Here is a 22012-nt window from a genome sequence, read left to right as displayed (position 1 = left end):
TCAGAAGGGGGCCTGGGCCGCCGCTACGCCGAGTTCGGCCAGCAGCCCGGCGCGCAGCAGGGTGAACTCCGGCGCGCCCACGTCGCGCGGGCGTGGCAGGTCCACCGGTTGCTCATGGGCGATGACGCCGTCCTGCATCACCAGGACCCGGTCGGCCAGCAGCAGCGCTTCCTCCACGTCATGCGTGACGAGCAGGACGGCGCAGCCTCTGCGCTGCCACACCTCGGCGACCTGCTGCTGGGCCCTGATCCGGGTGAGCGCGTCGAGTGCGCCGAACGGCTCGTCGAGCAGCAGCAGGTCCGGTTCGCGGACCAGCGCCCGTGCCAGCGAGGCGCGTTGGGCCTCACCGCCGGAGAGTGTCTTGGGCCAGGCATCCGCCCGGTGCTCCAGGCCGACCTCGGCCAGCGCCCGTACCGCGGTCTCCCGCGAGGGGCGGCCCGGCAGGCCCAGCACCACGTTGCGCCACACGCGTTTCCACGGCATCAGGCGGGGCGACTGGAAGGCCACCGCCCGGCGGCGAGGCACGAGCACGGTGCCGTCGATGTCCCGGTCGAGCCCGGCGAGTATCCGCAGCAGCGTGCTCTTGCCGCAGCCGCTGCGTCCCAGCAGGGCCACGAACTCGCCCGGCCGTACCGTGAGCTCCAGCCCGTCGAGGACGGCCCGGCCGTCGAAGGCCCGGGCCAGACCGGCGATCTCGACGACCGCCCGGTCGGCGGTCACTTCCCCGTGAACGTCGGTCGCCATTGCAGCAACAGCCTTTCCAGCGTGCGGACGACGACATCGGCGGCCAGGCCGAGGCAGGCGTAGACGATCAGGCAGACCACGATGACGTCGGTGCGGTAGTACTCACGGGCCTGATCCATCAGGAAGCCGATGCCGTCGCCGGCGTTGACCGTCTCGCCGAAGACCAGGGCCAGCCACGCCGAGCCCAGCGCGAACCTCAGCCCGGTCAGGGCGCCGGGCAGCGCCCCGGGCAGCACGACATGGCGGATCAGGCCCCACCGGCCCAGTCCCAGCGTGGCGCCGGCCTCGATCAACTGCTGGTCCACGCCACGGATCCCGGCGTAGGTGTTCATGTACAGCGGGAAGGCCACGGCGAAGGCGATCAGCGTCGCCTTGACCGTCTCACCGATGCCCAGCCAGACGATCAGCAGCGGGATGAGCCCGGCGAACGGCACCGCGCGCAGCATCTGCACCACAGCGTCGATCAGGTCCTCGCCGATCCGCAGCAGCCCGGACAGCAGCCCAAGACCGACCCCGGCCGTCGCGCCCAGCGCCAGTCCGACGGCGACGCGTTGCACGGAGACCGCCATCGCTGACGGCAGCGTGCCGTCGGCGATCAGCCCGCCCGCGGTACGGGCGATGGTGCCCGGGGAGGCAAGGATGTCCGGCTGGAGTGCCCCGGTGGCGCTGAACACCTGCCACAGGGCCAGCAGCAGCAAGGGCCCGGAGGCGCGTCGGAGCCAGCGCGGCACGCTGCGGCGCCGGGACGACGCGGAGACGATGGGTTCCAGGTCGACGCCCGCCGCGCCGGATGGGCCCACCCCCTCAGGGCCCGTGGCCGAAGCGCCGCATATGCCCGGTTGGGGGGATGTGTCATTGGTACTCATCAGGGGCTCCACGTCGGGGCGAGAGGGCGCGGGCGCGCGGCTGTCGGTGGTGCCGACGGCGGAGCGCCGTCACGGCGCCGGGCGCGAGACGGGGAGCGGTGGGAAGCCTGAAGGCGTCGGCAGTCCAGGCAGCGTGCGGTAGCGGTAGAGGTCACGATCAGCGGGTCAAGGTGACCTCACGGAGCGGACTTCTGGTAAATGCGACATGAACACGGGGCAGAAGCTAGCAGGTGGGACCCTCGGGCGGTCAACCGGCGTCTCGCCCATCGGACGTCGCCCCGTGCGCGCCGGACGGTCCTGACCGGCAGCCCGGCCCGCCGGGCCGTTGGTGAGCCGCCCGCTTCTTCCCCGGCACATCGCCGGGGCCTACCGTCTCCCCATGACGCAGCGGACGTTTGATTCGTACGAGGAATTCTGGCCCTACTACGTAGCGATGCACTCCCGTGCGGCGACCCGGTGGGTGCATCTGACCGGCACGCTGACCGGGCTCGCGCTGAGCACCTACGGGCTGGCGCGCGGCCGGAAGCGGTATGCGGCCGCGCTGCCGCTCATCGGGTACGGGACCGCCTGGTCCGCGCACTTCCTCATCGAGGGGAACAACCCGGCTTCGTTCGGCCACCCGGCCTGGTCGCTCCGCGGAGACGTGCGGATGATCCGGACGATGCTGGCGGGCCGGGACCACGAACTGGCCGCCACCGCCGCCAAGTGGCTCGCGGAGAACGGCTGACCCGTGCCACACTGAACACTTCTGACGTTCCGTCAGATAGCTGATGCCGGGAGGGGTTTTGACGCGCACCCGCACACCCGTGGTGGCCGGATGGTTCACGGCCGATGCCGGGGAGGACGACTTCCGGCTGCTGGGCACCCGGTGCTCGGCCTGTTCCGCCGTCTTCTTCCCGCGCGAGGACACCTTCTGCCGTAATCCCGGCTGTCAGGGCGGGGAGTTGGCGGAGGTGCCGCTCTCCAAGCGTGGCCGCGTCTGGTCGTACACCGACGGCCGGTACCGGCCGCCCGCGCCGTACGTCTCGGATCCCGGCGTGGAGTGGGAGCCGTACACCCTGGTCGCCGTCGAGCTCGAAGCGGAGGGCATGGTCGTGCTCGGGCAGGCCGCACCGGGCGTGGCACTCACGGATCTGGCGGTCGGCGCCGTCGTCGAAGCCGTACCCGGCGTGCTCAACGAGGACACGGACACCACCTGGACCACCTGGCACTGGCGACCGGTGCGGACACCGGAGGCGCGCTCATGAGCGGCGACATAGCGGTCCTGGGTGCCGGGATGCACCCGTGGGGCAAGTGGGGGCGGAGCTTCGTCGAGTACGGGACCGCAGCGGCCCGTACTGCGCTGGCGGACGCCGGGATCGACTGGCAGGACGTGCAGTCGGTGGTCGGCGCGGACACGGTGCGCTGCGGCTATCCCGGGTACGTGGCGGGGGCGACCTTCGCGCGGGCGCTCGGGTGGCAGGGAGCGCGTGTCACCAGCGTGTACGCGGCCTGCGCCTCCGGGGCGCAGGCCATCAGCACGGCCAGGGCCCAGATCCTCGCCGGGATGGCGGATGTGGCGCTGGTGGTCGGCGCGGACTCCGCGCCGAAGGGGTTCTTCGCCCCTGCGGGCGGTGAGCGGCCCGACGACCCGGACTGGCTGCGGTTCCGGGTGCTGGGCGCCACCAACCCGGCGTACTTCGCGCTGTACGCCCGCCGCCGGATGGCTGTGCACGGCGACACCCTCGAAGACTTCGCACGGGTGAAGGTCAAGAACGCGGCGGCGGGTGTGCTCAACCCCAGCGCCCGTTACCGCAGGCCGGTCAGTCTCGACGACGTGGCCGCGTCCCCGGTGGTCGCCGACCCGCTGCGGCTGCTCGACATCTGTGCGACCTCCGACGGCGCGGCCGCTCTCGTACTCACCAGCATGGCGTTCGCGCGCCGGCACGGGGTGGCCGACCCCGTCCGTATCCGTGCGGTGTCCACCGTCACCCCGACCTACCCGAGGACCGTCCTCGACCTGCCGGACATCGCCACCGACTCGTCCACCGCAGTGGCGGCCCCCGCGGAGTCCTTCCGCGCCTCCATCGCACGGGCGGCGTACGAGGAAGCGGGCATCGGCCCCGAGGACATCTCGCTGGCCGAGGTCTACGACCTGTCGACCGCCCTGGAGCTGGAGTGGTACGAGGACATCGGGCTCTGCGCACCGGGCGAGGGCGCGAAGCTCGTACGGGAGGGTGCCACCGCGCTCGGCGGGCGCGTACCGGTCAACACCAGCGGCGGTCTGGCCTCCTTCGGTGAGGCGGTCCCCGCCCAGGCCATCGCGCAGGTCTGCGAAGTGACCTGGCAGCTGCGCGGCCGGGCCGGCACGCGTCAGGTGCCGGGGGCGCGGGCCGCGATCACCGCCAACCAGGGGCTGTTCGGGCACGGATCGTCGGTGATCGCCGTCCGCTGAGCGGCTGTCGTGCTGAAACCAGGACGGAACCAGCTGAACCAGAACTGAACCGGGCCGGGGCGTACGGCTCAGGTGACGGCGTGCGCGCGGGCTCCGGAGGCGAGGGCCATGGCGTGCTCCACGACGGCCACCAGGACCTCCTTGACCGTCTCGCGCTCCCGCGCGTCACACATCAGGACGGGCACTTCGGGGTCGAGGTCGAGCGCCGACCGTACGGTCTCCCCCGGGTAACGGTCCGCATCGTCGAAGCAGTTGACCGCCACGGTGAACGGGATGGAGCGCCGCTCGAAGTAGTCGACGGCCGCGAAGCAGTCCTCTAAGCGGCGGGTGTCGGCGAGGACGACCGCCCCCAGCGCGCCCTGCGCCAGCTCGTCCCAGAGGAACCAGAAGCGGTCCTGGCCCGGTGTGCCGAACAGATAGAGGACGAGGTCCTCCTTGAGCGTGATGCGGCCGAAGTCCATGGCGACCGTGGTGGTGGTCTTCTGCTCCACACCGTCGGTGGAGTCCACCGGGCGGCCCGCCTCGCTCAGGGTCTCCTCGGTGCGCAGCGGTCTGATCTCGCTGACCGCGCCCACCAGGGTGGTCTTCCCCACGCCGAAGCCGCCCGCCACCAGGATCTTGAGGGTCACCGGCTCGACGAACTGCTGGTTGCGGCTAGAGCGCCCGAAGGCCATTGATTACCTCGCGAAGAATGCTGACGTCCGGCAGTTCCGCCGGCGGTACTGGCTGGGTGACACGGACGAGTTCATCGTCGACGAGGTCGCCGACCAGGACCCGCACCACCCCTACGGGCAGGTCGAAGTCGGCGGCGAGTTCGGCGATGGACTGCGGTGCGGTGCTGCACCGTTCGACGATGTCCACATGCTCGGGCGAGAGCGTCTGGTCCCTGCCCGTATCCTCGGCGGCCGGCTCGGGGATGACCAGCGCGATCAGGTCGAGGCGGTGGCCGCCGTCCGAGCCGGTACGGCCGCGCGTCATGGCGTACGGCCGGACCACGGGGCCCGCGTCGTCGTCGAACCAGTGGTGCGCCGGTGGCCGGCCCGCGTCGCTCATGGCGTTCTCCTCACCCTCCTGCGGTGAGCCCGCTCCGCGGGGCCGTCGCGAGGTGGGCGCCGACCCGCTTCACCATCAGCGTCATCTCGTACGCCACCAGGCCGACGTCGGAGTCCGCGTCGGACAGCACGGCCAGGCAGCTGCCGTCGCCGGCCGCCGTGATGAAGAGGAAGGCCTCGTCCAGCTCCACCACGGTCTGGCGGACCTTGCCGGCCTCGAAGTGGCGTCCGACGCCCTTGGCCAGGCTGTGGAAGCCGGAGGCGACGGCCGCCAGGTGCTCGCCGTCCTCCCGGGTCAGGTCCTTCGAAGTGCCGGTCGCCAGGCCGTCTCCCGAGAGGACCAGCGCCTTGCGGATGCTGCCGACCCGGTCGACGAGCTCGTCGAGGAGCCAGTTGAGCTCGCCGGGGCCCCCTGCGGCGTTATGTGCTGCTGCGTTCGGTACGGTCATCGACCGGTCCCCTCCGATGTGGTTCCTGGTGCTGTGTCGGCCGGTCCGGTGCCGACTGCGGCTGATTCTGCCGAGTCCTGTGCGGAGTTGTCGCGGCGGCCCCGCTGCCAGCCACGCTGGAGCGATGCCATCCGGCTGCGTACCTCGTCCGCGTCGCGTTCGTCGTCGTCCGCGGCATCCGGCTCGACTGCGGGCACACCCCTCAGCTGCGGGGCCAGATTCGCCTGGCGCACCCGGCGCGGCAACCCGCCGGGGCCTGCCACCGGGGGGCCGGTACGCGGGGGCTGGGGCTGCGGGGGCCGGGACTGCGGGCGGTCGGACTGCGGGCGGTCGGACTGTGGGCGGTCGGTCTCAGCCCTCGACGGTTCGGCCCGGCGCGGTTCGGTCCGGCGCTGCGGGAGTTCGGTCCGGCGCGGTTCGGCCCGCCGGGGCTCGCGCTGTGGGAGTTCGGCCCGCCGGGGCTCGGTCCGTGACGGTTCGGTCCGTGACGGTTCCGGGATGTCGACCCTGCGCCCGTGGTCCGAGACCAGAGTCGGCTGTCCGGGTTTGCGGCGCCGGGGCAGTCCGACCGGGCCTGCGGGGCGTGTCGCGCTCTGCGGCGCCGCTCCTTCGTCGGGGGTCTGCTGGTGCTGGTCGGGCGCCGGGGCCACTGCGCGGTTGCGGAAGATCCCGCCCGGCACGCTGTCCTCGTCGTCCAGGTCCGCCGTGTCGTCGAAGGTCAACGCGTCGACGGGCGGCTCCAGTTCGACCGGCCCGTCGATCACGGACACCGGTGTACGCCCCGCGGCCGGCACCGGCGCGAGCCCGGAGCGCGATCCGGACCGGTGGGCGGACCGGCGGTCGGAGCGGAATCCGGCGCCATCGGCCCCGGATCCGGCGGCCGTGCCGTCGGCGTCCGGGGCATCGGTGTCCGGGGCATCGGTGAGCAGCGCCACCGGGATGAAGATGACGGCGGTGGTGCCGCCGTACGGTGAGGGCTGGAGCGAGACCCGCACGTTCTGCCGCTGCGCGAGCCTGCTCACCACGAAGAGGCCGAGGCGGTCGGTGTCCGACAGCTCGAACTCGGGGGTCTCGGCGAGACGGAGGTTGGCGTCGAGCAGCGCGTCGGGCGCGATCCCCAGCCCGCGGTCGTGGATCTCCAGGGTGAAGCCGTTGGCGACCCGCTCGCCCAGCACCTGCACCGCTGTGTGCGGAGGTGAGAACACCGTGGCGTTCTCCAGGAGTTCGGCGATGAGGTGCGTGAGGTCGGCGACGGCCGGGCCGCCGACCCCGATCCTCGGCAGCCGCCGTACCTCGACCCGCTCGTAGTCCTCGACCTCGGCGACCGCCGCACGTACCACGTCCATCAGCTGGACCGGCTTGCGCCACTGCCGGGACGGGGAAGCTCCGGAGAGGATCACCAGGCCCTCGGCGTGCCGCCGCATCCGGGTGGTGAGGTGATCGAGCCGGAACAGATCGGCGAGTTCCTCGGTGTCCTCCGTACGGCGCTCCATGGCGTCCAGCAGCGTCAGCTGGCGGTGCAGCAGGACCTGGTTGCGGCGGGCCAGGTTGACGAAGACGTCGGAGACCCCGCGGCGCAGGTCCGCCTGGCGCACGGCTGCTTCTACGGCGGCCCGCTGGACGGTGTTGAGGGCCAGGCCGACCTGGCCGACCTCGTCCTTCGCGTACTCCAGGCGCGGCGCCTCGGTGTCGATGTCGACCTGCTCCCCGGCGGCGAGCCGGCGCATCACAGCGGGCAGCCGCACCCCGGAGACCTCATGGGCCTCCTTGCGCAGCCGGCTGAGGTCGCGGATCAGTTCACGCCCGATGCGCACGGACACCACCAGGGACACCAGCAGTCCGCCGATGCCGAGCAGCGCGGCGATCGCGGCCTTGGCGAAGACGCCGACGGCGGCGGGCCTCACCCGGCCCAGGAAGTCCTTGCGGGCGTCGGTTGCCAGCGTGTCGAGATGGCTGAGCGTGCGGTCGGCGTCCGTGCTCCAGCGGGACGCTGATCCGGTGATGGTGGAGCTGCCGGGGTTCTTGTCGATCGCCGTGGATTCGGCGGTGCGTACCGGGATGGTCGCGGGTCCGCTCCAGTAGGCGTTGAACGCGTCGCTCGCCCCGCCCGGCAGCGAGGGCAGGCTGACCGTGTAGTACATCTTGCGGGCGGTGACGAGGTCCGAGATGTCACGCAGGTCCCTGGAGTCGAGCCGTCCGGATGTCAGGGCGGAGCCGAGGAGCGCGTCCTCCCGCGAGAGGGACTCACGGGCCCGGGTGACACCGACGAGGCCGCGCGCCTCCTTGTCGAGGCCGGAGTTCTGCAGGGTGGGCAGGCCGGCCAGGAAGTCGAGCGCCTGATCGCAGAGCCGGTTGTACTGGTCGTACGCCTCGCGGCGGGTCACCTCGTGGTCGCCGGCGTTCTGCCGCAGCGAGCCGAGTCCGGCGAACCCGTCCAGCACCGTACGCAGCTGCCGTTCGGAGTTCCCGCCCAGCGCGGAACGGGCGTCGCTCCGCGCTGCGCCGCGGCGCAGCTGGGCGACGGCCGCATCGGTGTCGGCGCGCTGGGTGCGCAGTTCGGACTGGATGTCCGAGGCTCCCGGATCGACCAGCTGGCGCAGGGTCAGGGAACGTTCCTTCTCGACCGACTGGAGGGAAGCGGTGAGCGGGTGCGCCACGCTCTTGTAGACGGTTCCCGTGCGCATCAGTTGCAGGGCGTCCCGGCCGGTGACGTAGACGGAGAACGTCCAGATCGCCGTCAACGCGACAAGTGGGACCAGCAACAGCGCCACGATCTTCCTGCGGATGGACTTCCCGCGAAAGCGCATGGCCTCCCCCAGCTCAACCCCGCCCGGCGGGGGTGGTGTTCCGTCAACAAACGGCGTGAGCCTACTACTGCCGCACAAGCAACTCGAAGGGACGTCCGGACTATTTTCGGCCGCCCGTAGGGGAGTTGATCATGCCATGTCCTGGTATCCCAGCAGATCGTCTTCCCTGATCCGGTCAGATAACCCTGACAGGACAGCACTTTCCACACCTTCTCAGATGGCTGGAATTCTATGGGTTGCGGGAATCTTTGACGGCAGTTCTTCGTCCTTCCGTACGAGGGGCGCACCACGGGCGGGGACGCTTGAACCGACCCAAGCCGGGCATCCGTTCTGGAGTCGGACAGCGCCGAGGCGTGAAGGTCGAGGGTGAAGAGAGCATGACCATCGAAGAGGGCGAGGCCCCCCTGCGGACGCTGTGGGTCGAGGAGCCGGTCGGACGGTACCGGCTGCCGGATCCGGTGCGCGGAAGCGCGGTGCGTGCCGTGCTCATCGTGTCCGTGACGCTGATCCAGGCGGTGACGGCCTTCCTCTCCACCGTGGCGGGCTCCTGGCTGGCCTTCCCGATGGTGCTGAGCAGTGTGGCGAGTACGGTCGTCGCGACCTGGGCGGTACTGGACGTCTGGATCACCCGGCAGGTGTGGAACCAGCGCCATGGTGTGACGTCCGTTCCCAGCAGCACCGCCCGCCGACTCCGCAAGGAGCGGCGGGCGGCCCGGCGTTCGGCGCGGCGTTCGGCCCCTCGGCAGGAGGGGGACGCCGAGCGGATACGTACGAAACGCTCCGCCCGGCTGTCGCCCCAGCCCTGAGCCGGCCGGTCCTGAACCAGCCGGCCCTGAGCCGAACCGCCCTGAGCCGGCCGGCCCTGAACCGGCCCGGAGGGCCAGGACGGCTGAGACGGCCAGGACGGCTGAGACGGCTAGGACGGCTGGGCGCTCTGTGCCGCCTGGGCCCGTTTGAACATCCGGGTCGCGGTGATCTCGCCGTGCACCTGCCCCCCACCGGGGTCCTGCTGCGGGAGACCCGGCCGCAGATGCTCCTCCACGCTGATGTACTTCAGCCCCGCCCTGAGATCCGCGTCATTGCGCAACCTGATGACCAGCGGGAATTCGGCGAGCGCCGTGGTGTCGAAAAGCCCCGTCGTATAGAGCAGCTGGACGCCGAGAGCATCGGAGACGGCGCGCTGGAGCTCCAGCAAATAGGTGGCGTTCGCCCGGCCGATCGGGTTGTCGAGGAAGAGCGTGCCCGCGTGCCGGTGCCTGTCCCGGCCACGGTCGTTGCTGCGCAGGGCGGCCATCGTGCAGTAGAGGGCGATGGCCGCGGTGAGCAGCTGTCCGCCGGAGAACACATCTCCCATCTGCCCCACCGGGACCCGCTCGGCCCGGAGCACCGCGTCCGGCTTGAGGATCTCGACGGCCACGCCCCTGGGTTCGAGCGCCGCCTGGACGGCCCGCAGCAGCAGTGACATCCCGTCCCTGCGCAGATCGGAGTTCTTCTTCAGGGCCGCCCTGGTCGCCTCGTCGACGACCTCACCGAGCCGTTCGGCAAGGGTGGCCTGGTCGGGCTCCTCGAAACGGATGCGCAGGAACTCCTGGCCCGACCACTCCCCGAGGCCTTCGGGCAGCCGGGAGAGCCGCTGGGCGGAGCGCAGTGTGGTGAGCGCGGACTCCACCAGGCCGCGCAGCCGGTCGACGATCGAGTCCCGGTTGCGCTCCAGCTGCTCCAGTTCGTCGGTGAGCACCCGCAGCCGGGGCGCGAAGGCCGCCGCCCACTTCTCGGCGTGCTCCGGGAGCGCGGCGGCGGGCAGTTCACGGATCTGCTGGCGTGCCGGGGTGCGGACCTGCTCGTAGCGGGTGGCGTTGGCATGCCGTACGAGGATGTCACTCGCCTCCCGCACGGCCGACTCGGCCGCCGACAGGTCGCCGGCGCAGGCGCGCAGTGAGCGGCGGGCCTCAGCTGCCGACTCCCTGGCCTCCTCCTGGCTGCCGGGATACGGCTCGGGCGGTGCGGATTCGGCGCTCTCGTCGTCCTGGTGCGGGTCGCGGAGCAGGTCCCGCAGCAGGGCGGCCGACTCGTCGAATCCGCCCGCCGCGTCCTCCGACGCCCGGTGGGCGCGCAGCAGTTCGGCGTGGGCCGCGCGGGAGGTCTCCAACGCGTCGGTGCGGGAGCCCAGTTCTGCCGTGGCGGTCCGCAGCAGGGTCTGTGCGGCGTCCGCGTCGGCCGGTACCAGTGCGTCGGGCAGCTCGGTGTGGGCGTCCGCACCGTCCGCGGGCGCGAGCCGTTCGGCCTCGCCCCGCAGCCGGCCGAGCTGTTCGCTGGCGGTCGACGCGCGTGTCTCCAGCATCTGGACGAGCGACTCCGCGCGGGCCGCGGCTGCCTGCCGGGACGGGCCGTCGGCGCCGTCGGTCGATTCGAGCAGCTGGGAGGCGCGGGTACGGACCTTGTTGGAGAGCCGGTCGAGCTCGGCGCGGGCCGCGCTCTCGTCGCTCTCGGCCCTGGCCTGCTCGGCCCGGAGGTCGGCTCCGACGCCGACCTTCTCGTACAGCTGCGATGCGGCCCGGTAGGCCTCCCGCAGGGCCGGCAGTGCGGAGCGCTGTGCGCCCGCTTCCGGTTCGGGCAGGTCCTCGGGCACTCCGGCGATTTCGGACCGTTCGGCCCGCAGCGCGCGGGCGGTGCGGCGCGCGTCGTCGGCGGCCCGCTGGGCGGCCCTGCGGTCCTCGTCGGCGGCCCTGGCACGCTCCAGGCAGGCCGCGGCCCGGGTTTCCGACTCGGCCGCCTCGTCGCCCAGTTCGCGCAGGGTGACCTGCCAGCCCGCCCGTTCGCGGAGCCGGAAGGCCAGTCCGGAGAGCGCGTCGGCCACCCGCCGGGCGCGCTGTGCGGCGTCCTGGCGTTCGTCGCGCACCCGGGCGGCGTCGGCGGCAGCCTCGTCCGCCTCGGCCCGGGCCGTACGGGCTTCCTCAAGTGCGGCGGTGGCGGTCCCGGCCGCTTCCTCCGCGCTGCTCGCGGCAGCGGCCAGTTCGTCGAGCGTCCCGGGCGCGCAGGCGGACCGCCAGGAGCCGAGCCGGGCGGCGAGCGTCCGGTCGCCGCCCAGCCGGGCAGCGAGCGTGCGGATCTCCTCGTCGCGCCGGCCCGCACGGGAGCGCAGCGCCTGCCGTTCCTCGTCGGCGGCGTGCTCGTCGTGCATGGCCGGGTTCGGCGGTACGAGGAACACGTCACCGTCGCCTGTTCCGGACGGGCCGGGGCCCGGTACCGGTGCCAGCAGCGCGGACGCGGTGCCGACGGCGACCGCGGAGCGCGGGAGCAGGGCGGCCCCGCTCAGCACGGAGCGGGCCCGGCTGTGTGCGGCCGGGTCGGTGATCACCACACCGTCGACCAGCTCCGGGCGGGCGGCCAGCACCGCCGCGTGGTCGGCGGGGTCCACCGCCTGGGCGAGATAGCGCCAGCCGGGCAGTGCGGGGATACCGTGCTCGCCCAGGAATTCGACGGTGGCAAGGACATCGGGTCCCGGCGGCAGCAGCCCGCCGTCACCCAGTGCGCCGAGGATGCGGGAGTCGTCCGCGGCGGCGGTGCGCAGCTCGAAGAGCTGGCGTTCGGCCGATGCGACGCCCCCGTCGAGAAGTTCCTTGAGCTCTTCCGCGTTGCGGTCCAGCTCGGCTGCGGTGAGCCGGCCGCTGGTCAGGGTGCCGGCATGACTCTCCGGTGCGCGGGCGGCTGCGGCGGCCTGTGCGTCCTGCGGCCCGGCGGTTCCGGAGGCCCCTGCCCCGGTCTCGTCGGCCTGGCCTGCGCCGGTCCCTCTCCGGGGCCGGTCCGCTTCCTGCGGCGTGGATCCGCTGCGGGGCTGGGGCAGCCCCGCAGTCGTGACCGATGCCGGTGTTGATGCCGGTGCAGATACCCATGCGGATACGGGTGTTGATGCCGGGGGCAAGCTCAGCAGTTCGGCCAGCCGGGGCTCCGCCGCGATGGAGTCGGCGGTGCGCAGCTCCGCCTCGTACGCCTGCTCGGCGGCCCGCGCAGCGTCCGCGGCCCGGGCCGCGGCGAGGTCGGCCCGGCTCTCCCGGGAGGCGGCCTCCCTGGCCTCGTCCGCCGTGGTGCGCGCCTGCTCGCGAGCCGTGTCCCAGGCGGCGACCGCTGTCTTCTCCGCGTCGCTGGCCGCCAGTGCGGCGCGCGCAGGATCCGCGTCGGGCGCGGTGTCGTCCAGCCAGCCCGCGCGAACGGCCTCGGAGGTCTCCTGGCCGACCTCGGTGAGGCGCTGGCGCAGGTGCCCGGCCTCGCTGCGGGCGCGCTGTGCCTCGGTCGCCGCGGCGGTGGCGTCGCGGTGGGCGGCCTCGCCCGCCGTCTGGAGCACGGCAGCGCGCTCCTCCTCCTCGTTGGCGAGCTGCTCGCCGCTCTCGGCCGCCGAGTGGAGTGCGCGGACCAGGTCGGCCGCCGCGGTGGCCCGGGCGGCCAGGGCCGGGGCGGCGTCCCGCTCGGCCTCACGGATGGCCACCGCGACCCGGGCGGACCGGTCGGCTGCCGCGCGGTGCCGCAGCACCGCCTCGGCGGCCTGCCAGGCCGAGTGGAACGTCCGCGCGTCGGCCAGCTCCCTGCGCTGCGCCGCTGCGGACTTCTCGGCGACGGTGAGCGCCAATGAGGCGTGCCGGTAGGCCAGTTCGGCGGCGATCAGCGCGCTGCGGCCGCGGGCGTCCTCGGCCTGCGTGACGGTGTGGGCGGCGGAGGTGACCTGCTGGGCGAGGTCGGACGCGCGGCCCCGCTCGTCGGCGGCGCGGGCGGAGAGCCTGCGGGCGAGGGTGCGCGTACGGCGCTCGGCCCCCGCGTGGACGTCCCTGGACCGCGAGCGCGCCGCCGCGGCGTCGACGATGCGGCCGAGCAGATCGACCGAGCCCGCGGTGAAGTCACGCTCCGCGGTGAGTTCGGCGCGGCGGCCGAGCTTGCTGCCGAAACTGCCGACGAGATCGGCCAGTCCGTCCGTGTCCCGGGTGTCGGTGACGGCCCGCAGCAGCAGATCCGTGAAATCGGAGTCCTTCTTGACCGCGAAGAGACCGGCTGCCTCGCCCTCGTCGGCGTTCATCTCTCGCTGGTAGCGGAAGAGTTCGGGGTCGAGGCCCAGATCGCCGAGGTGTTCGTTCCAGCGGTCGTGGATCTCCTCCCAGTGGACGTCCAGATGGGGATAGAACTTGCCGGCCTCGGTGATCGCGTCGCGGAAGCCCTTCATGGTGCGGCGCCTGCCCCGCGCCCCGGAGACACCCTCCACCGGCGGCCGTACGGTGGTGGCTTCGGCGACCGGAAGGGAGTCGAGGCTCAGCCCGGGGCCGGGCCTGAACGAGTACCAGGCCTCGGCGAACTTCCGCGGGTCGTTGGAGACCTGCCGGCCGCGCCACTCGCTGGCCTTGCCGACCACGACGAGCTCACCGGTGAGGGTGTGCTGCCACTCCAGGGCGACATGGCCGCAGTCGTCGGCGAGCAGGAACTTGCGCAGAACGCCGGAGCTGGCGCCGCCGAGTGTGTTGCGGTGGCCCGGCAGCATCACCGAGAAGATCAGCTTCAGCAGGACCGACTTGCCGCCGCCGTTCTCCAGGAAGAGGACACCCGCGGGCGCGGGGCGGCGCGGCGGGCCGACCGGTTCCTCCTCGAAGAACTCCGCCTGGGCCGGAGCCGGGTGGGGCACGGGGGCGCCCACTCCCCGCAGGTCGAGCACGGTGTCGGCGTAGCGCGCACCGGCAGGGCCGATGGAGTAGAGGCGGACCCGGGACAGCTCGTACATGGCGGCGGACTCTCGTCGTTGTGGTGCGGGATCTGGCTCTGGGGCTGGTCAGGAGTGGAAGGGGAGTCCCGCGTCGGCGGTCAGTTCGAGGTCGTCGGTCCCGGAGGGCGGCAGCAGCGTGGCCGTTCCGTCGGTCACCGGCACGACGCCCAGGTCGAGCAGCTCGGCCATGGCGGCGCTGCCCGCCATGTCACGGACCTGGAGCTGGTAGCGGGCGGTGGTGCGGTACGCGCCTCCGGCGTCGTCGCCGGTGCGCTGCAGGAACCCCGAATCCGTGAGGAAGACAACGGCCTTGGCGACGATCCCGGTGGTGGAACCGGCCAGCCGCCTGGCGTCCTTGGTCGCTCCGGTGGAGCTGCGCCTCGCGTAGATCCGCCAGGCGGCTTCGAGCCCGGGGGCATCGGTGGCCGGGTCGCTGTTCTCGCCCTGCTCATCGGCCCGCTCCTCCAGCCGGCGGCAGGCCTGGCGGACGAACGCGTCGACGCCATTGACCGTGATCCGGCCGATGTACCCGTCGTCGGCGAGGTCTTCGGGGCGCGGGAAGGACATGGCGGCGACGGCGAGATGGGCCAGCCCATGCAGGAAGCGGTCGGCGGAGTCGGCGGCGGCGCGGCGCGCGTAGTCGCCCATGCGTACGGCGAAGACCGAGTCCTCCCCGGCGGCGACGGCCATGCCCGCCCGGGTCGATACCTCCAGGACGACCAGGCCGAGCCCGGTGGCGACAGCGTCGGCGAGCCGGGCGAAGGCGGGCGCCTCGCGGTAGCGGCGGAGCAGCTCCGCGTACTCGGCGTCACGGGCGGGCAGCAGCTTCGGCTGGAGTCCGAAGGCGACGAGGCGCGCCGCGTCGGCGGCGTCGGCCGGGGTCACCGCCGGGCCGGCCGACGGCACGGCGGCGCCGCCCTGGTCGGGCTCGCTCCACGCGGTGTGCTCGGCGTGGGTCTCGCTCACAGCTGCTGCTCCTCGGTCGGTGTCGTTCTGTACTGCTCCCCGGGCCCTGGCTGCCGGAGGTTCATGCGGACTCCGTACGGCCCGCGGCCATTCCGACGGTGTCCAGGAGGGCCGTCCCCACTATCAGATCCGCACCGCCGAACTCGGAGTCGTCCAGATCGGTGCCGTCGTCCACGGCGAAGAGCAGGCGTTCCTCACCCTGTCGGTACGCGGTGCCGACCGGCGGGCTGGCCGCGTGGATGGCCAGCAGGGCGACCAGATACGGCAGTTCCGGATCCCGCAGCCGGGCTTCGGCCAGCAGACCGGAGAGCCGGCGCGGGGCGTCGTGCTCCAGGTCGAGCAGCTCCATCGCGGCTGCCAGCTGCTCCTCGCTGAACCGGCTGTCGTCCGGTGTCGCGATGAGGTCGGGCTCGGGCATCTCGGCGCCCAGGTGCTCCCGCTCGGCCGGCGGCGTCAGCAGAATGTCGACCAGGTCCCCGACCCGTACCGACACGGGGGTACGCAGCCCGGTGCCCCGGGCGAAGAACGCGTCGGTGACCCGGATGGCCTGCTCCAGCGGCAGTGGCAGTACGGGGGCGACCAGCTGTCCGTACAGATCCAGTCCGGAACTCGCCGTCGGCGGGGCGAAGGCCTGCCGGTCCTGCTCGGCGCGGAAGAGCGGCCCGGCCTCCAGCAGCCGGGACTGGAGCTGGGTGTGGCGGCGGATGCAGTCCTTGACGATGTCGACGAGCTCGGCGGCGCGCCGCTTGTGCTCGGGCTCCTCCGTCTCGTCCCTGGCCTTGCGGATGTTGGTGAGGATCGCGTTCTCATGGCGGTAGCGGTCGGCCACGTGGTCCAGGGCTTCGTCGATCATGTCGGGCACGGTGCGCAGCCAGTCGACCGCGCGGACGTTGCGCCGGGTCGCTTCCAGGGTCCTGCGCAGCGTCTCGGCGTACTGCACGGTCCGGTAGCGGGCCTGCTCCGCCGCGAGCTGGGCGTCGGCGAGCCTGCCCCGGCTGATCAGCACCTCCAGCTTCACCTCGGCGGCGATCTGTGCGCTGGTGACGTCCGTGTCGAGGGCGCCCACCAGGACGTTGACCGCTTCGTCGGTGGTGCGCAGATAGACGGTGCCGCCGTGACCCGGCACCTCCTCGACCAGCTTGAAGTCGTAGTCGCGGCGGACGTACTCCCCGTCGGGACCGAACGTGCCGTAGACCGCGCGGAACCCGCGGTCCACGCTGCCGACATTGATCAGGTTCTCCAGCACCCAGCGGGCCACCCGCTCGTGCTCCTCCGCCGGGCGGCGCGGGGCCTGGGCCGCGACGCGCGGCAGCAGCCTGGCCACTATCTGGTCGTGGTCGGCCCCGGTGTCGAAGTCCATGTTGAGCGTGACCAGGTCGATCGCGGCGAGCGCCACCTCGGCCATGGCGTAGACCGTGTACTCGCCGGCCAGATTGGCCTTGCGCACATCGAGGTCGTGCAGTGGGGCGGTGCACGCGAGCGCGCGCAGCCGCCGCGCCAGCCCTTCGTCGGCGGCCGGGCCCGGTGCGGGGCGCGGCCCCGCGCTGAGCTGGGGCGGAACGAATTCCGTCGGGGCAGGCGAAGTCACGTTGCACAGATTAGGTCCTCGCACTGACAACGGTCGAAACGGCGCGGATGGGGCGCCTGTCCACCGGGCCCGCTCGGCCTGCGGCGGCTAGGCTTCGTGCTCCCCGGACCGGGCCCGGATCCGCCCGTACGCACCTCCGGGGCCACGACTGTCCACCCCGTGAACCACCCCCGGACCACGCCCTGTCCACCGTCCGGTGCACCCAGCAACCACCTTCGGTCCGCCCCGGATCCCGCCCCGGATCCCGCCCCGGTGCGAACCCCGTCCCGCTCCCGGAGGGAGCCGTATGAGCACGACCGCCCCGACCGCCGCCGCCCCGGCCGTGGTCGATCTCAACGCCGACCTCGGTGAGGGGTTCGGCCGCTGGACGCTCACCGACGACGAGGCGCTGCTGTCCGTCGTCACCAGTGCCAATGTCGCCTGCGGTTTCCACGCGGGCGACCCGTCGACCATGCGCCGGGTCTGCGAACTGGCCGCCGCTCGCGGTGTACGGATCGGCGCCCAGGTCTCGTACCGCGACCTGGCGGGTTTCGGGAGGCGCGCCATGGATGTCCCCGCCGGTGAGCTGGCCGACGAAGTCGCCTATCAGATCGGCGCGTTGGAGCTCTTCGCGCGGGCCGCCGGCAGCCGGGTGTCGTATGTCAAACCGCACGGCGCGCTCTACAACCGCACCGTCCACGACGAGGAGCAGGCGGGCGCGGTCGTCGCGGGCGTGCGGCTCGCCGGGGGCGCGCTGCCGGTGCTCGGGCTGCCCGGCTCCCGGCTGCTGGCGGCAGCAGCGGACGCGGGGCTGGCCTCGGTGCCGGAGGCCTTCGCCGACCGCGCGTACACCGCGCAGGCCACACTCGTTCCGCGCAGCAGGCCCGGGGCGGTGGTGCACGAGCCGGACGCGGTGGTCGCCCGGGCGCTGGCCATGGTGCGCGACCACTCGGTGGCCGCGGTCACCGGGGAGCCCGTCACCGTCGACGCGCGGTCGCTCTGTCTGCACGGCGACACCCCGGGGGCGGCGGACATCGCACTGCGGGTCCGCCGGGAACTGCTCGCCGCCGGTGTGGTGCTGGAGCCCTTCGCATGACGGCCCGGCCACGCGGCGGAGGGCGCCGGCCGCACGAGGGGCCGTGCCGGTGAGGGTGCTGCCGGTGGGCGAACACGCCCTGCTCGTCGAGCTGGAGTCGGCGCCGGAGACGGAGGCGTTCCACGCCGAGCTGCTGCGCAGGCGCGACGCCGGTGAGCTTCCCCCGGTGACGGAGATCGTGCCGGCCGCCCGGACCGTACTGCTGGACGGTCTGGCCCGCCCCCGGGAGCTCGCCGCCCGGCTCACCACCTGGACCGTGCCGCCGTCCGCCGGGACCGGCGGTCCTGAGATCGAGATCGCCGTGCGCTACGACGGCCCCGATCTGGCGGAGGTGGCGGACCACTGGCAGGTGGCGCCTGAGGACGTCCCGGGAATCGTCGGCGGCCTCCGGTTCCGGGTCGCCTTCTGCGGTTTCGTGCCCGGCTTCGGCTATCTGTCCGGGCTTCCCGACCGGCTCCGGCTGCCGCGCAGGGCCACGCCCCGTACGGCTGTGCCCGCCGGTTCGGTCGCTCTCGCCGACACCTACGCGGGCATCTACCCCCGCTCGTCCCCCGGCGGCTGGCAGCTGATCGGCACCACCGGCGCGGTGCTGTGGGACCAGGACCGCGAGCCCGCGGCGCTGCTGGTCCCGGGCGCGCGGGTGCGGTTCACGACGGAGGAGGCGGCATGAGGGCGACCGGCCCGGGAGATCCGGGCGCCGGGGTGCCGGATGCGGGAGTTCCGGATGCGCTGGAGGTCGTGCGTGCCGGGGCGCTCACCACCGTGCAGGACCTCGGGCGTCCGGGCCACGCGCATCTCGGCGTTCCGCGCTCGGGCGCCCTGGACCCGGCCGCGCACCGGCTGGCGAACCTTCTCGCCGGTAACGCGGCGGGCGCCGCCACCCTGGAGACCACACTCGACGGCACCGCGGTGCGGGTCCGTACGGATGTCACGGCGGCCGTGACCGGTGCGCCCTGTCCGGTACGGATCGACGGCCGCCCCGCCGCCTGGGGCGCGCCGGTAAGGGTGCCGGCGGGTGCCGTGCTCGACGTGGGCGGGGCGGTCGGGGGGCTGCGCAGTTATGTGGCGTTCGGCGGTGGCGTCGCCGTGCGGCCGGTGCTGGGCAGCCGGGCCACCGATCTGCTCTCCGGCCTGGGCCCCGCACCGCTGGAGGCCGGGCAGTTGCTGCCGCTGGGGGTCCCGGGTGAACCGCCGCCGGGCCCGGTGGACGCGGTCCCGCTGCCTGCTCCCCCGGACGAGCTGGTGCTCCCGCTGGTGCTTGGCCCCCGTGCGGACCGGTTCACGGATGCGGCACTGCGGGCCCTGCCGGAGGCCGGCTACCGGGTCTCGGCCGCGAGCAACCGCATCGGCCTGCGCACCGAGGGCCCGCCCCTGGAACGCGCGGACGGCGCCGAACTCCCCAGTGAGGGAATGGTTCTGGGCGCGGTGCAGGTGCCGCCCGACGGGCTGCCGGTGCTCTTCCTCGCCGATCATCCGGTGACCGGGGGCTACCCGGTGATCGGTGTCGTCCCCGAGGACCGGCTCGGGGCTGCGGCGCAGGCGGTGCCGGGGACTCCGGTGGTGTTCGTTCCCGTACACGGCCGTCCGGCGCCGCCGTCGCCCGGCGCCCCGGACCGGACGCCCGTTTGATCCTGCCGGCTGCATTGGCCCGCCCGTCGGGTGTACAGGGTGGACGAGGCTGTCACAGCTTCCGGCCGAGGTGTTCAGCGCACAACCCATGTCCCAACAGCCCCACGGCGTACGCCAGTTCCTTCCCGGCGTGTTCGCAGCCGGACGTCGGGTGATCCGGCGGCCGGGGGCCCGCCCGGTGGTGGAGCGGGCGGCGTGGCCGCGTCAGACCGCGGTCCCCTCGGTGCCGATCCGGTTGCGGACCGCGGTCTGCACCTCGGCCTCCTCCGCGGGATCGGCGGCCAGCCGGCGGAGCCGGTCGACCACCCGGACGTCGCCGGTCTCGGCGTGCAGGGCGGCCACCTCCCGGGTGGTCTCCTCGCAGTCCCACAGGCACTCGACGGCGAATCCGGCGCCGAAGGACGGGTCGGTGGCGGCGAGCGCGCGGGCCGCGCTGCCGCGCAGATGCGAGGAGGCCGTCTCGCGGTACACATGGCGCAGGACGGGCGCCGCACAGGCGATGCCGAGCCGGCCGGCCCCGTCGACGAGCGTCCAGAGCAGGGCCGCGTCGGGGCCGTCGGCCCGGACGGTCTCGCGCAGCGCGCCGAGCACCAGGTGTGCGTCCTGCACCCCGCCGCGCCCGGCGAGCACACCGGCGGCCGACGCACCCAGCGCGTCGGGCCGCTGCACCCAGCAGCGCGCGCGGTCCACCGCCTCGTCTCCGCACATCCGCTCGAAGGCGGCCACGGCCGTCTCCGCGACGGTACGGGAGGGGCTGTCCACCGCGGCTTCGATGAGGTCCAGCACGGCGGGGTCCCGCGCCTCGGCGAGATAGTGCAGCGCCGCGCAGCGGGCTCCGTCCGTACCGCTGCGGGCGGCCTCGACGATCGCGGCGCGGTCCCCGGGACCGGCCACGGCGGTGAGGCAGCGGGCGGCGGGCAGATGCAGTTCGCTGCCGCGCTTCAGTCCCTGCTGCGCCCAGTCGAAGACGGCCTGCACGCTCCAGCCGGGGCGGGGGCCCGTCGGGCGCATCTGCCGCTGCCAGCGGTCGAAGGACCCCTGCTCCGCGGCGGCCCTGACCCGGGCGCCCACCGAATCCCGCGGATCATCGGCCCACAGCCACCAGGGCCGGGGTTCGTAGGCGTCGCGCACGGCGGCGGCCAGCTCGGCCTCGCCCTGCGGGGTGGCGGGGAACCGGCCAAGTACGGGCACGGCCAGAGCGCGCAGCCCCGCGTCGTCGTCACGCAGGGCGAGTTCGTCGAGCGCCCAGGCCCAGTTGGAGCCGGTCGCCGCGTACCGCCGCAGCAGCGCGAGCGCGTCGTCCCTGTCGTACGAGGCGAGGTGACCCAGTACCGCGAGGGCGAGCCCGGTCCTGCTGTCCTCGGTGACGAAGTGGTCGTCCGGGACGAAGAGGTGCCGCTCGATCTCGCCGAGCCCGCCGTCGAGGTCGAGGTAGAGGCGCGCGTAGTAGAGCGAGCGGTTCTCGACCTGCCAGTCGTGGCGGGGGTCGCTCAGGACGCAGTGGTTCAGGGCGGCCAGCGCTTCCTTGCGCGGTGCGGCGAGCGCGTGCAGCGTGCCGTCGCCGCGGCCCCGCTGGAGGAGGCCGAGCAAGGTGCCGCTCGGCGCTATGACTGGATCGTTCATGGAAGAGGCCTCACATCAAGCTGTAGACGCAACCGGGATACGTGGACTACCTGGCCGCGCAACAACATGTCCGGCCGCCCGTTGCCATCTGCTTGGTGCAGTTCATCTTCCTCTGCCTCTCGTCGGTGGTCCGATGTGGACCCGCGACGTCATGATGACCCAGCCAAATCGCCACCGCGACCACATTTACGACAGGCCGGTCAGCGGGCGCCGAACAGCTCCACCAGCTCCGTCTTCCCAAACATCCGCGCGGTATCCACGGCGGACGGAGTCCCGGCCTCCGGATCGGCGCCGCCGGCGAGCAGTGCGCGGATCACCGCGTCCTCGCCCTTGAAGACCGCACCGGCCAGCGGGGTCTGGCCCCGGTCGTTGGCCCGGTCGGCCTCGGCGCCGCGGGTGATGAGGGCCTCCACCGTCGCCGCGTGGCCGTGGTAGGCGGCGAGCATCACCAGGGTGTCGCCGCGGTCGTTGGTGAGGTTCGCCGGGACCCCCGCGTCGACGTACGCGGCGAGCGCGTCGGCCTCCCCCTGCCTGGCGAGGTCGAAGACCTTCGTCGCCAGCTCGACCACCTCGGGGTCCGGAGCCTCGCTCATCGCGCGTACCGCCTTCCATGCCGTGACCTCGGGGTACGGCAGGTGAGCCGTACGAGTGAACCGACAGATTACTGCCCGCCCCGGGAGCCTGGCACGGCCCGTACATCCCCATCGGCCAGTCAGGTGAATTACCTGATATTTAACCCATTTGCACCTTTTATCGCATAGATACTTTCTGTGAACCTGGAAGAACTCATGGTGACTGTCCCCCCAACCAGGAGAACACTCATGATCCTTTCCATCTCAGGCGTCGTACTGCTGGGCATCATCTCCTTCCTCTTCTTCAAGAAGGACGGACTCAAGGCCTCCCACGGGCTCGTCTGTGCCCTCTTCGGCTTCTACGTCGCGGGTACCGCCATCGCACCGAGCATCACGGCCGGCGGTGCGAGCCTGGCCAGCATGCTGGGCGGAATCAAGTTCTGACCCTCGGTAACCGTTTCCCACCC

At 72.9% G+C, this 22012-nt stretch carries 19 protein-coding genes; 8 read left to right on the top strand and 11 right to left on the bottom strand.

Annotation, left to right across the window (positions count from 1 at the left end):
* Both OG385_RS29090 and OG385_RS29085 read right to left on the bottom strand, forming a co-directional pair.
* Positions 1-744 (bottom strand): ABC transporter ATP-binding protein, encoded by a 744-nt coding sequence (locus OG385_RS29090; RefSeq protein WP_266859131.1) that lies wholly within the window; start codon positions 742-744, stop codon positions 1-3.
* Positions 717-1610: an ABC transporter permease gene (locus OG385_RS29085; RefSeq protein ID WP_266859129.1), complete on the bottom strand. Its 894-nt coding sequence runs from the start codon at positions 1608-1610 to the stop codon at positions 717-719. The genes OG385_RS29090 and OG385_RS29085 overlap by 28 nt, the downstream gene beginning before the upstream one ends.
* A 379-nt stretch (positions 1611-1989) precedes the next feature.
* Between OG385_RS29085 and OG385_RS29080 the strand changes: the two genes are divergently transcribed.
* Genes OG385_RS29080 through OG385_RS29070 form a run of 3 tightly spaced genes read left to right on the top strand, consistent with a single transcriptional unit; the run spans position 1990 to position 4044 of the window.
* Entirely contained in the window at positions 1990-2337 is a 348-nt protein-coding gene (locus tag OG385_RS29080; protein WP_266859127.1) for a DUF962 domain-containing protein, read from the top strand.
* A 58-nt stretch (positions 2338-2395) separates the two neighbouring features.
* Complete coding sequence (locus OG385_RS29075) at positions 2396-2857, top strand: Zn-ribbon domain-containing OB-fold protein (RefSeq protein WP_266859125.1); 462 nt, start codon at positions 2396-2398, stop codon at positions 2855-2857.
* Positions 2854-4044: a lipid-transfer protein gene (locus OG385_RS29070; RefSeq protein ID WP_266859123.1), complete on the top strand. Its 1191-nt coding sequence runs from the start codon at positions 2854-2856 to the stop codon at positions 4042-4044. The genes OG385_RS29075 and OG385_RS29070 overlap by 4 nt, the downstream gene beginning before the upstream one ends.
* 68 nt (positions 4045-4112) lie before the next feature.
* Here the strand turns inward: OG385_RS29070 and OG385_RS29065 are convergent, their stop codons facing one another.
* From OG385_RS29065 to OG385_RS29050, 4 genes are read right to left on the bottom strand one after another with little or no spacing between them, the layout of a single operon-like run.
* The gene (locus OG385_RS29065; RefSeq protein ID WP_266859122.1) at positions 4113-4718 is read right to left on the bottom strand and encodes an ATP/GTP-binding protein; all 606 of its coding nucleotides are present in this window, start codon (positions 4716-4718) and stop codon (positions 4113-4115) included.
* A complete protein-coding gene (locus OG385_RS29060; RefSeq protein WP_266859120.1) occupies positions 4699-5097 on the bottom strand; it encodes a DUF742 domain-containing protein in 399 nt (132 codons plus the stop codon). The genes OG385_RS29065 and OG385_RS29060 overlap by 20 nt, the downstream gene beginning before the upstream one ends.
* Positions 5098-5107: 10 nt before the next feature.
* Entirely contained in the window at positions 5108-5545 is a 438-nt protein-coding gene (locus tag OG385_RS29055; RefSeq protein ID WP_266859119.1) for a roadblock/LC7 domain-containing protein, read from the bottom strand.
* The gene (locus OG385_RS29050; protein WP_266859117.1) at positions 5542-8352 is read right to left on the bottom strand and encodes a nitrate- and nitrite sensing domain-containing protein; all 2811 of its coding nucleotides are present in this window, start codon (positions 8350-8352) and stop codon (positions 5542-5544) included. The genes OG385_RS29055 and OG385_RS29050 overlap by 4 nt, the downstream gene beginning before the upstream one ends.
* Positions 8353-8729: 377 nt before the next feature.
* Between OG385_RS29050 and OG385_RS29045 the strand changes: the two genes are divergently transcribed.
* Positions 8730-9158, top strand: a complete 429-nt coding sequence (locus OG385_RS29045) for a hypothetical protein (RefSeq protein ID WP_266859115.1) — start codon at positions 8730-8732, stop codon at positions 9156-9158.
* 110 nt (positions 9159-9268) lie between these two features.
* Here OG385_RS29045 and OG385_RS29040 read toward each other — a convergent pair whose 3' ends face one another.
* From OG385_RS29040 to OG385_RS29030, 3 genes are all read right to left on the bottom strand, one after another.
* Entirely contained in the window at positions 9269-14110 is a 4842-nt protein-coding gene (locus OG385_RS29040; RefSeq protein ID WP_266859113.1) for a hypothetical protein, read from the bottom strand.
* 48 nt (positions 14111-14158) lie between these two features.
* Positions 14159-15058, bottom strand: a complete 900-nt coding sequence (locus OG385_RS29035; RefSeq protein WP_266859111.1) for a hypothetical protein — start codon at positions 15056-15058, stop codon at positions 14159-14161.
* A gap of 61 nt (positions 15059-15119) precedes the next feature.
* Positions 15120-16646: a hypothetical protein gene (locus tag OG385_RS29030; RefSeq protein ID WP_266859109.1), complete on the bottom strand. Its 1527-nt coding sequence runs from the start codon at positions 16644-16646 to the stop codon at positions 15120-15122.
* A 322-nt stretch (positions 16647-16968) separates the two neighbouring features.
* Between OG385_RS29030 and OG385_RS29025 the strand changes: the two genes are divergently transcribed.
* Genes OG385_RS29025 through OG385_RS29015 form a run of 3 tightly spaced genes read left to right on the top strand, consistent with a single transcriptional unit; the run spans position 16969 to position 19350 of the window.
* Entirely contained in the window at positions 16969-17721 is a 753-nt protein-coding gene (locus OG385_RS29025) for a LamB/YcsF family protein (RefSeq protein WP_266861246.1), read from the top strand.
* A gap of 49 nt (positions 17722-17770) precedes the next feature.
* Positions 17771-18391, top strand: a complete 621-nt coding sequence (locus tag OG385_RS29020; RefSeq protein WP_266859107.1) for an allophanate hydrolase subunit 1 — start codon at positions 17771-17773, stop codon at positions 18389-18391.
* Positions 18388-19350, top strand: a complete 963-nt coding sequence (locus OG385_RS29015; protein ID WP_266859105.1) for a biotin-dependent carboxyltransferase family protein — start codon at positions 18388-18390, stop codon at positions 19348-19350. Before OG385_RS29020 ends, OG385_RS29015 begins: the two co-directional genes overlap by 4 nt.
* Positions 19351-19554: 204 nt before the next feature.
* On the opposite strand, the gene OG385_RS29010 is transcribed toward OG385_RS29015, so the two are convergent.
* Both OG385_RS29010 and OG385_RS29005 read right to left on the bottom strand, forming a co-directional pair.
* Positions 19555-20973: a HEAT repeat domain-containing protein gene (locus OG385_RS29010; protein ID WP_266859103.1), complete on the bottom strand. Its 1419-nt coding sequence runs from the start codon at positions 20971-20973 to the stop codon at positions 19555-19557.
* Positions 20974-21173: 200 nt separating this feature from the next.
* The gene (locus OG385_RS29005; protein WP_266859102.1) at positions 21174-21566 is read right to left on the bottom strand and encodes an ankyrin repeat domain-containing protein; all 393 of its coding nucleotides are present in this window, start codon (positions 21564-21566) and stop codon (positions 21174-21176) included.
* A 228-nt stretch (positions 21567-21794) separates the two neighbouring features.
* Between OG385_RS29005 and OG385_RS29000 the strand changes: the two genes are divergently transcribed.
* Complete coding sequence (locus tag OG385_RS29000; protein ID WP_266859100.1) at positions 21795-21989, top strand: hypothetical protein; 195 nt, start codon at positions 21795-21797, stop codon at positions 21987-21989.
* The last annotated feature ends 23 nt before the right edge of the window (positions 21990-22012 follow it).

It is taken from the genome of Streptomyces sp. NBC_01306, from assembly GCF_026340465.1.
Lineage (GTDB): Bacteria > Actinomycetota > Actinomycetes > Streptomycetales > Streptomycetaceae > Streptomyces.
This window is presented reverse-complemented; position numbering and strand designations above follow the sequence as displayed.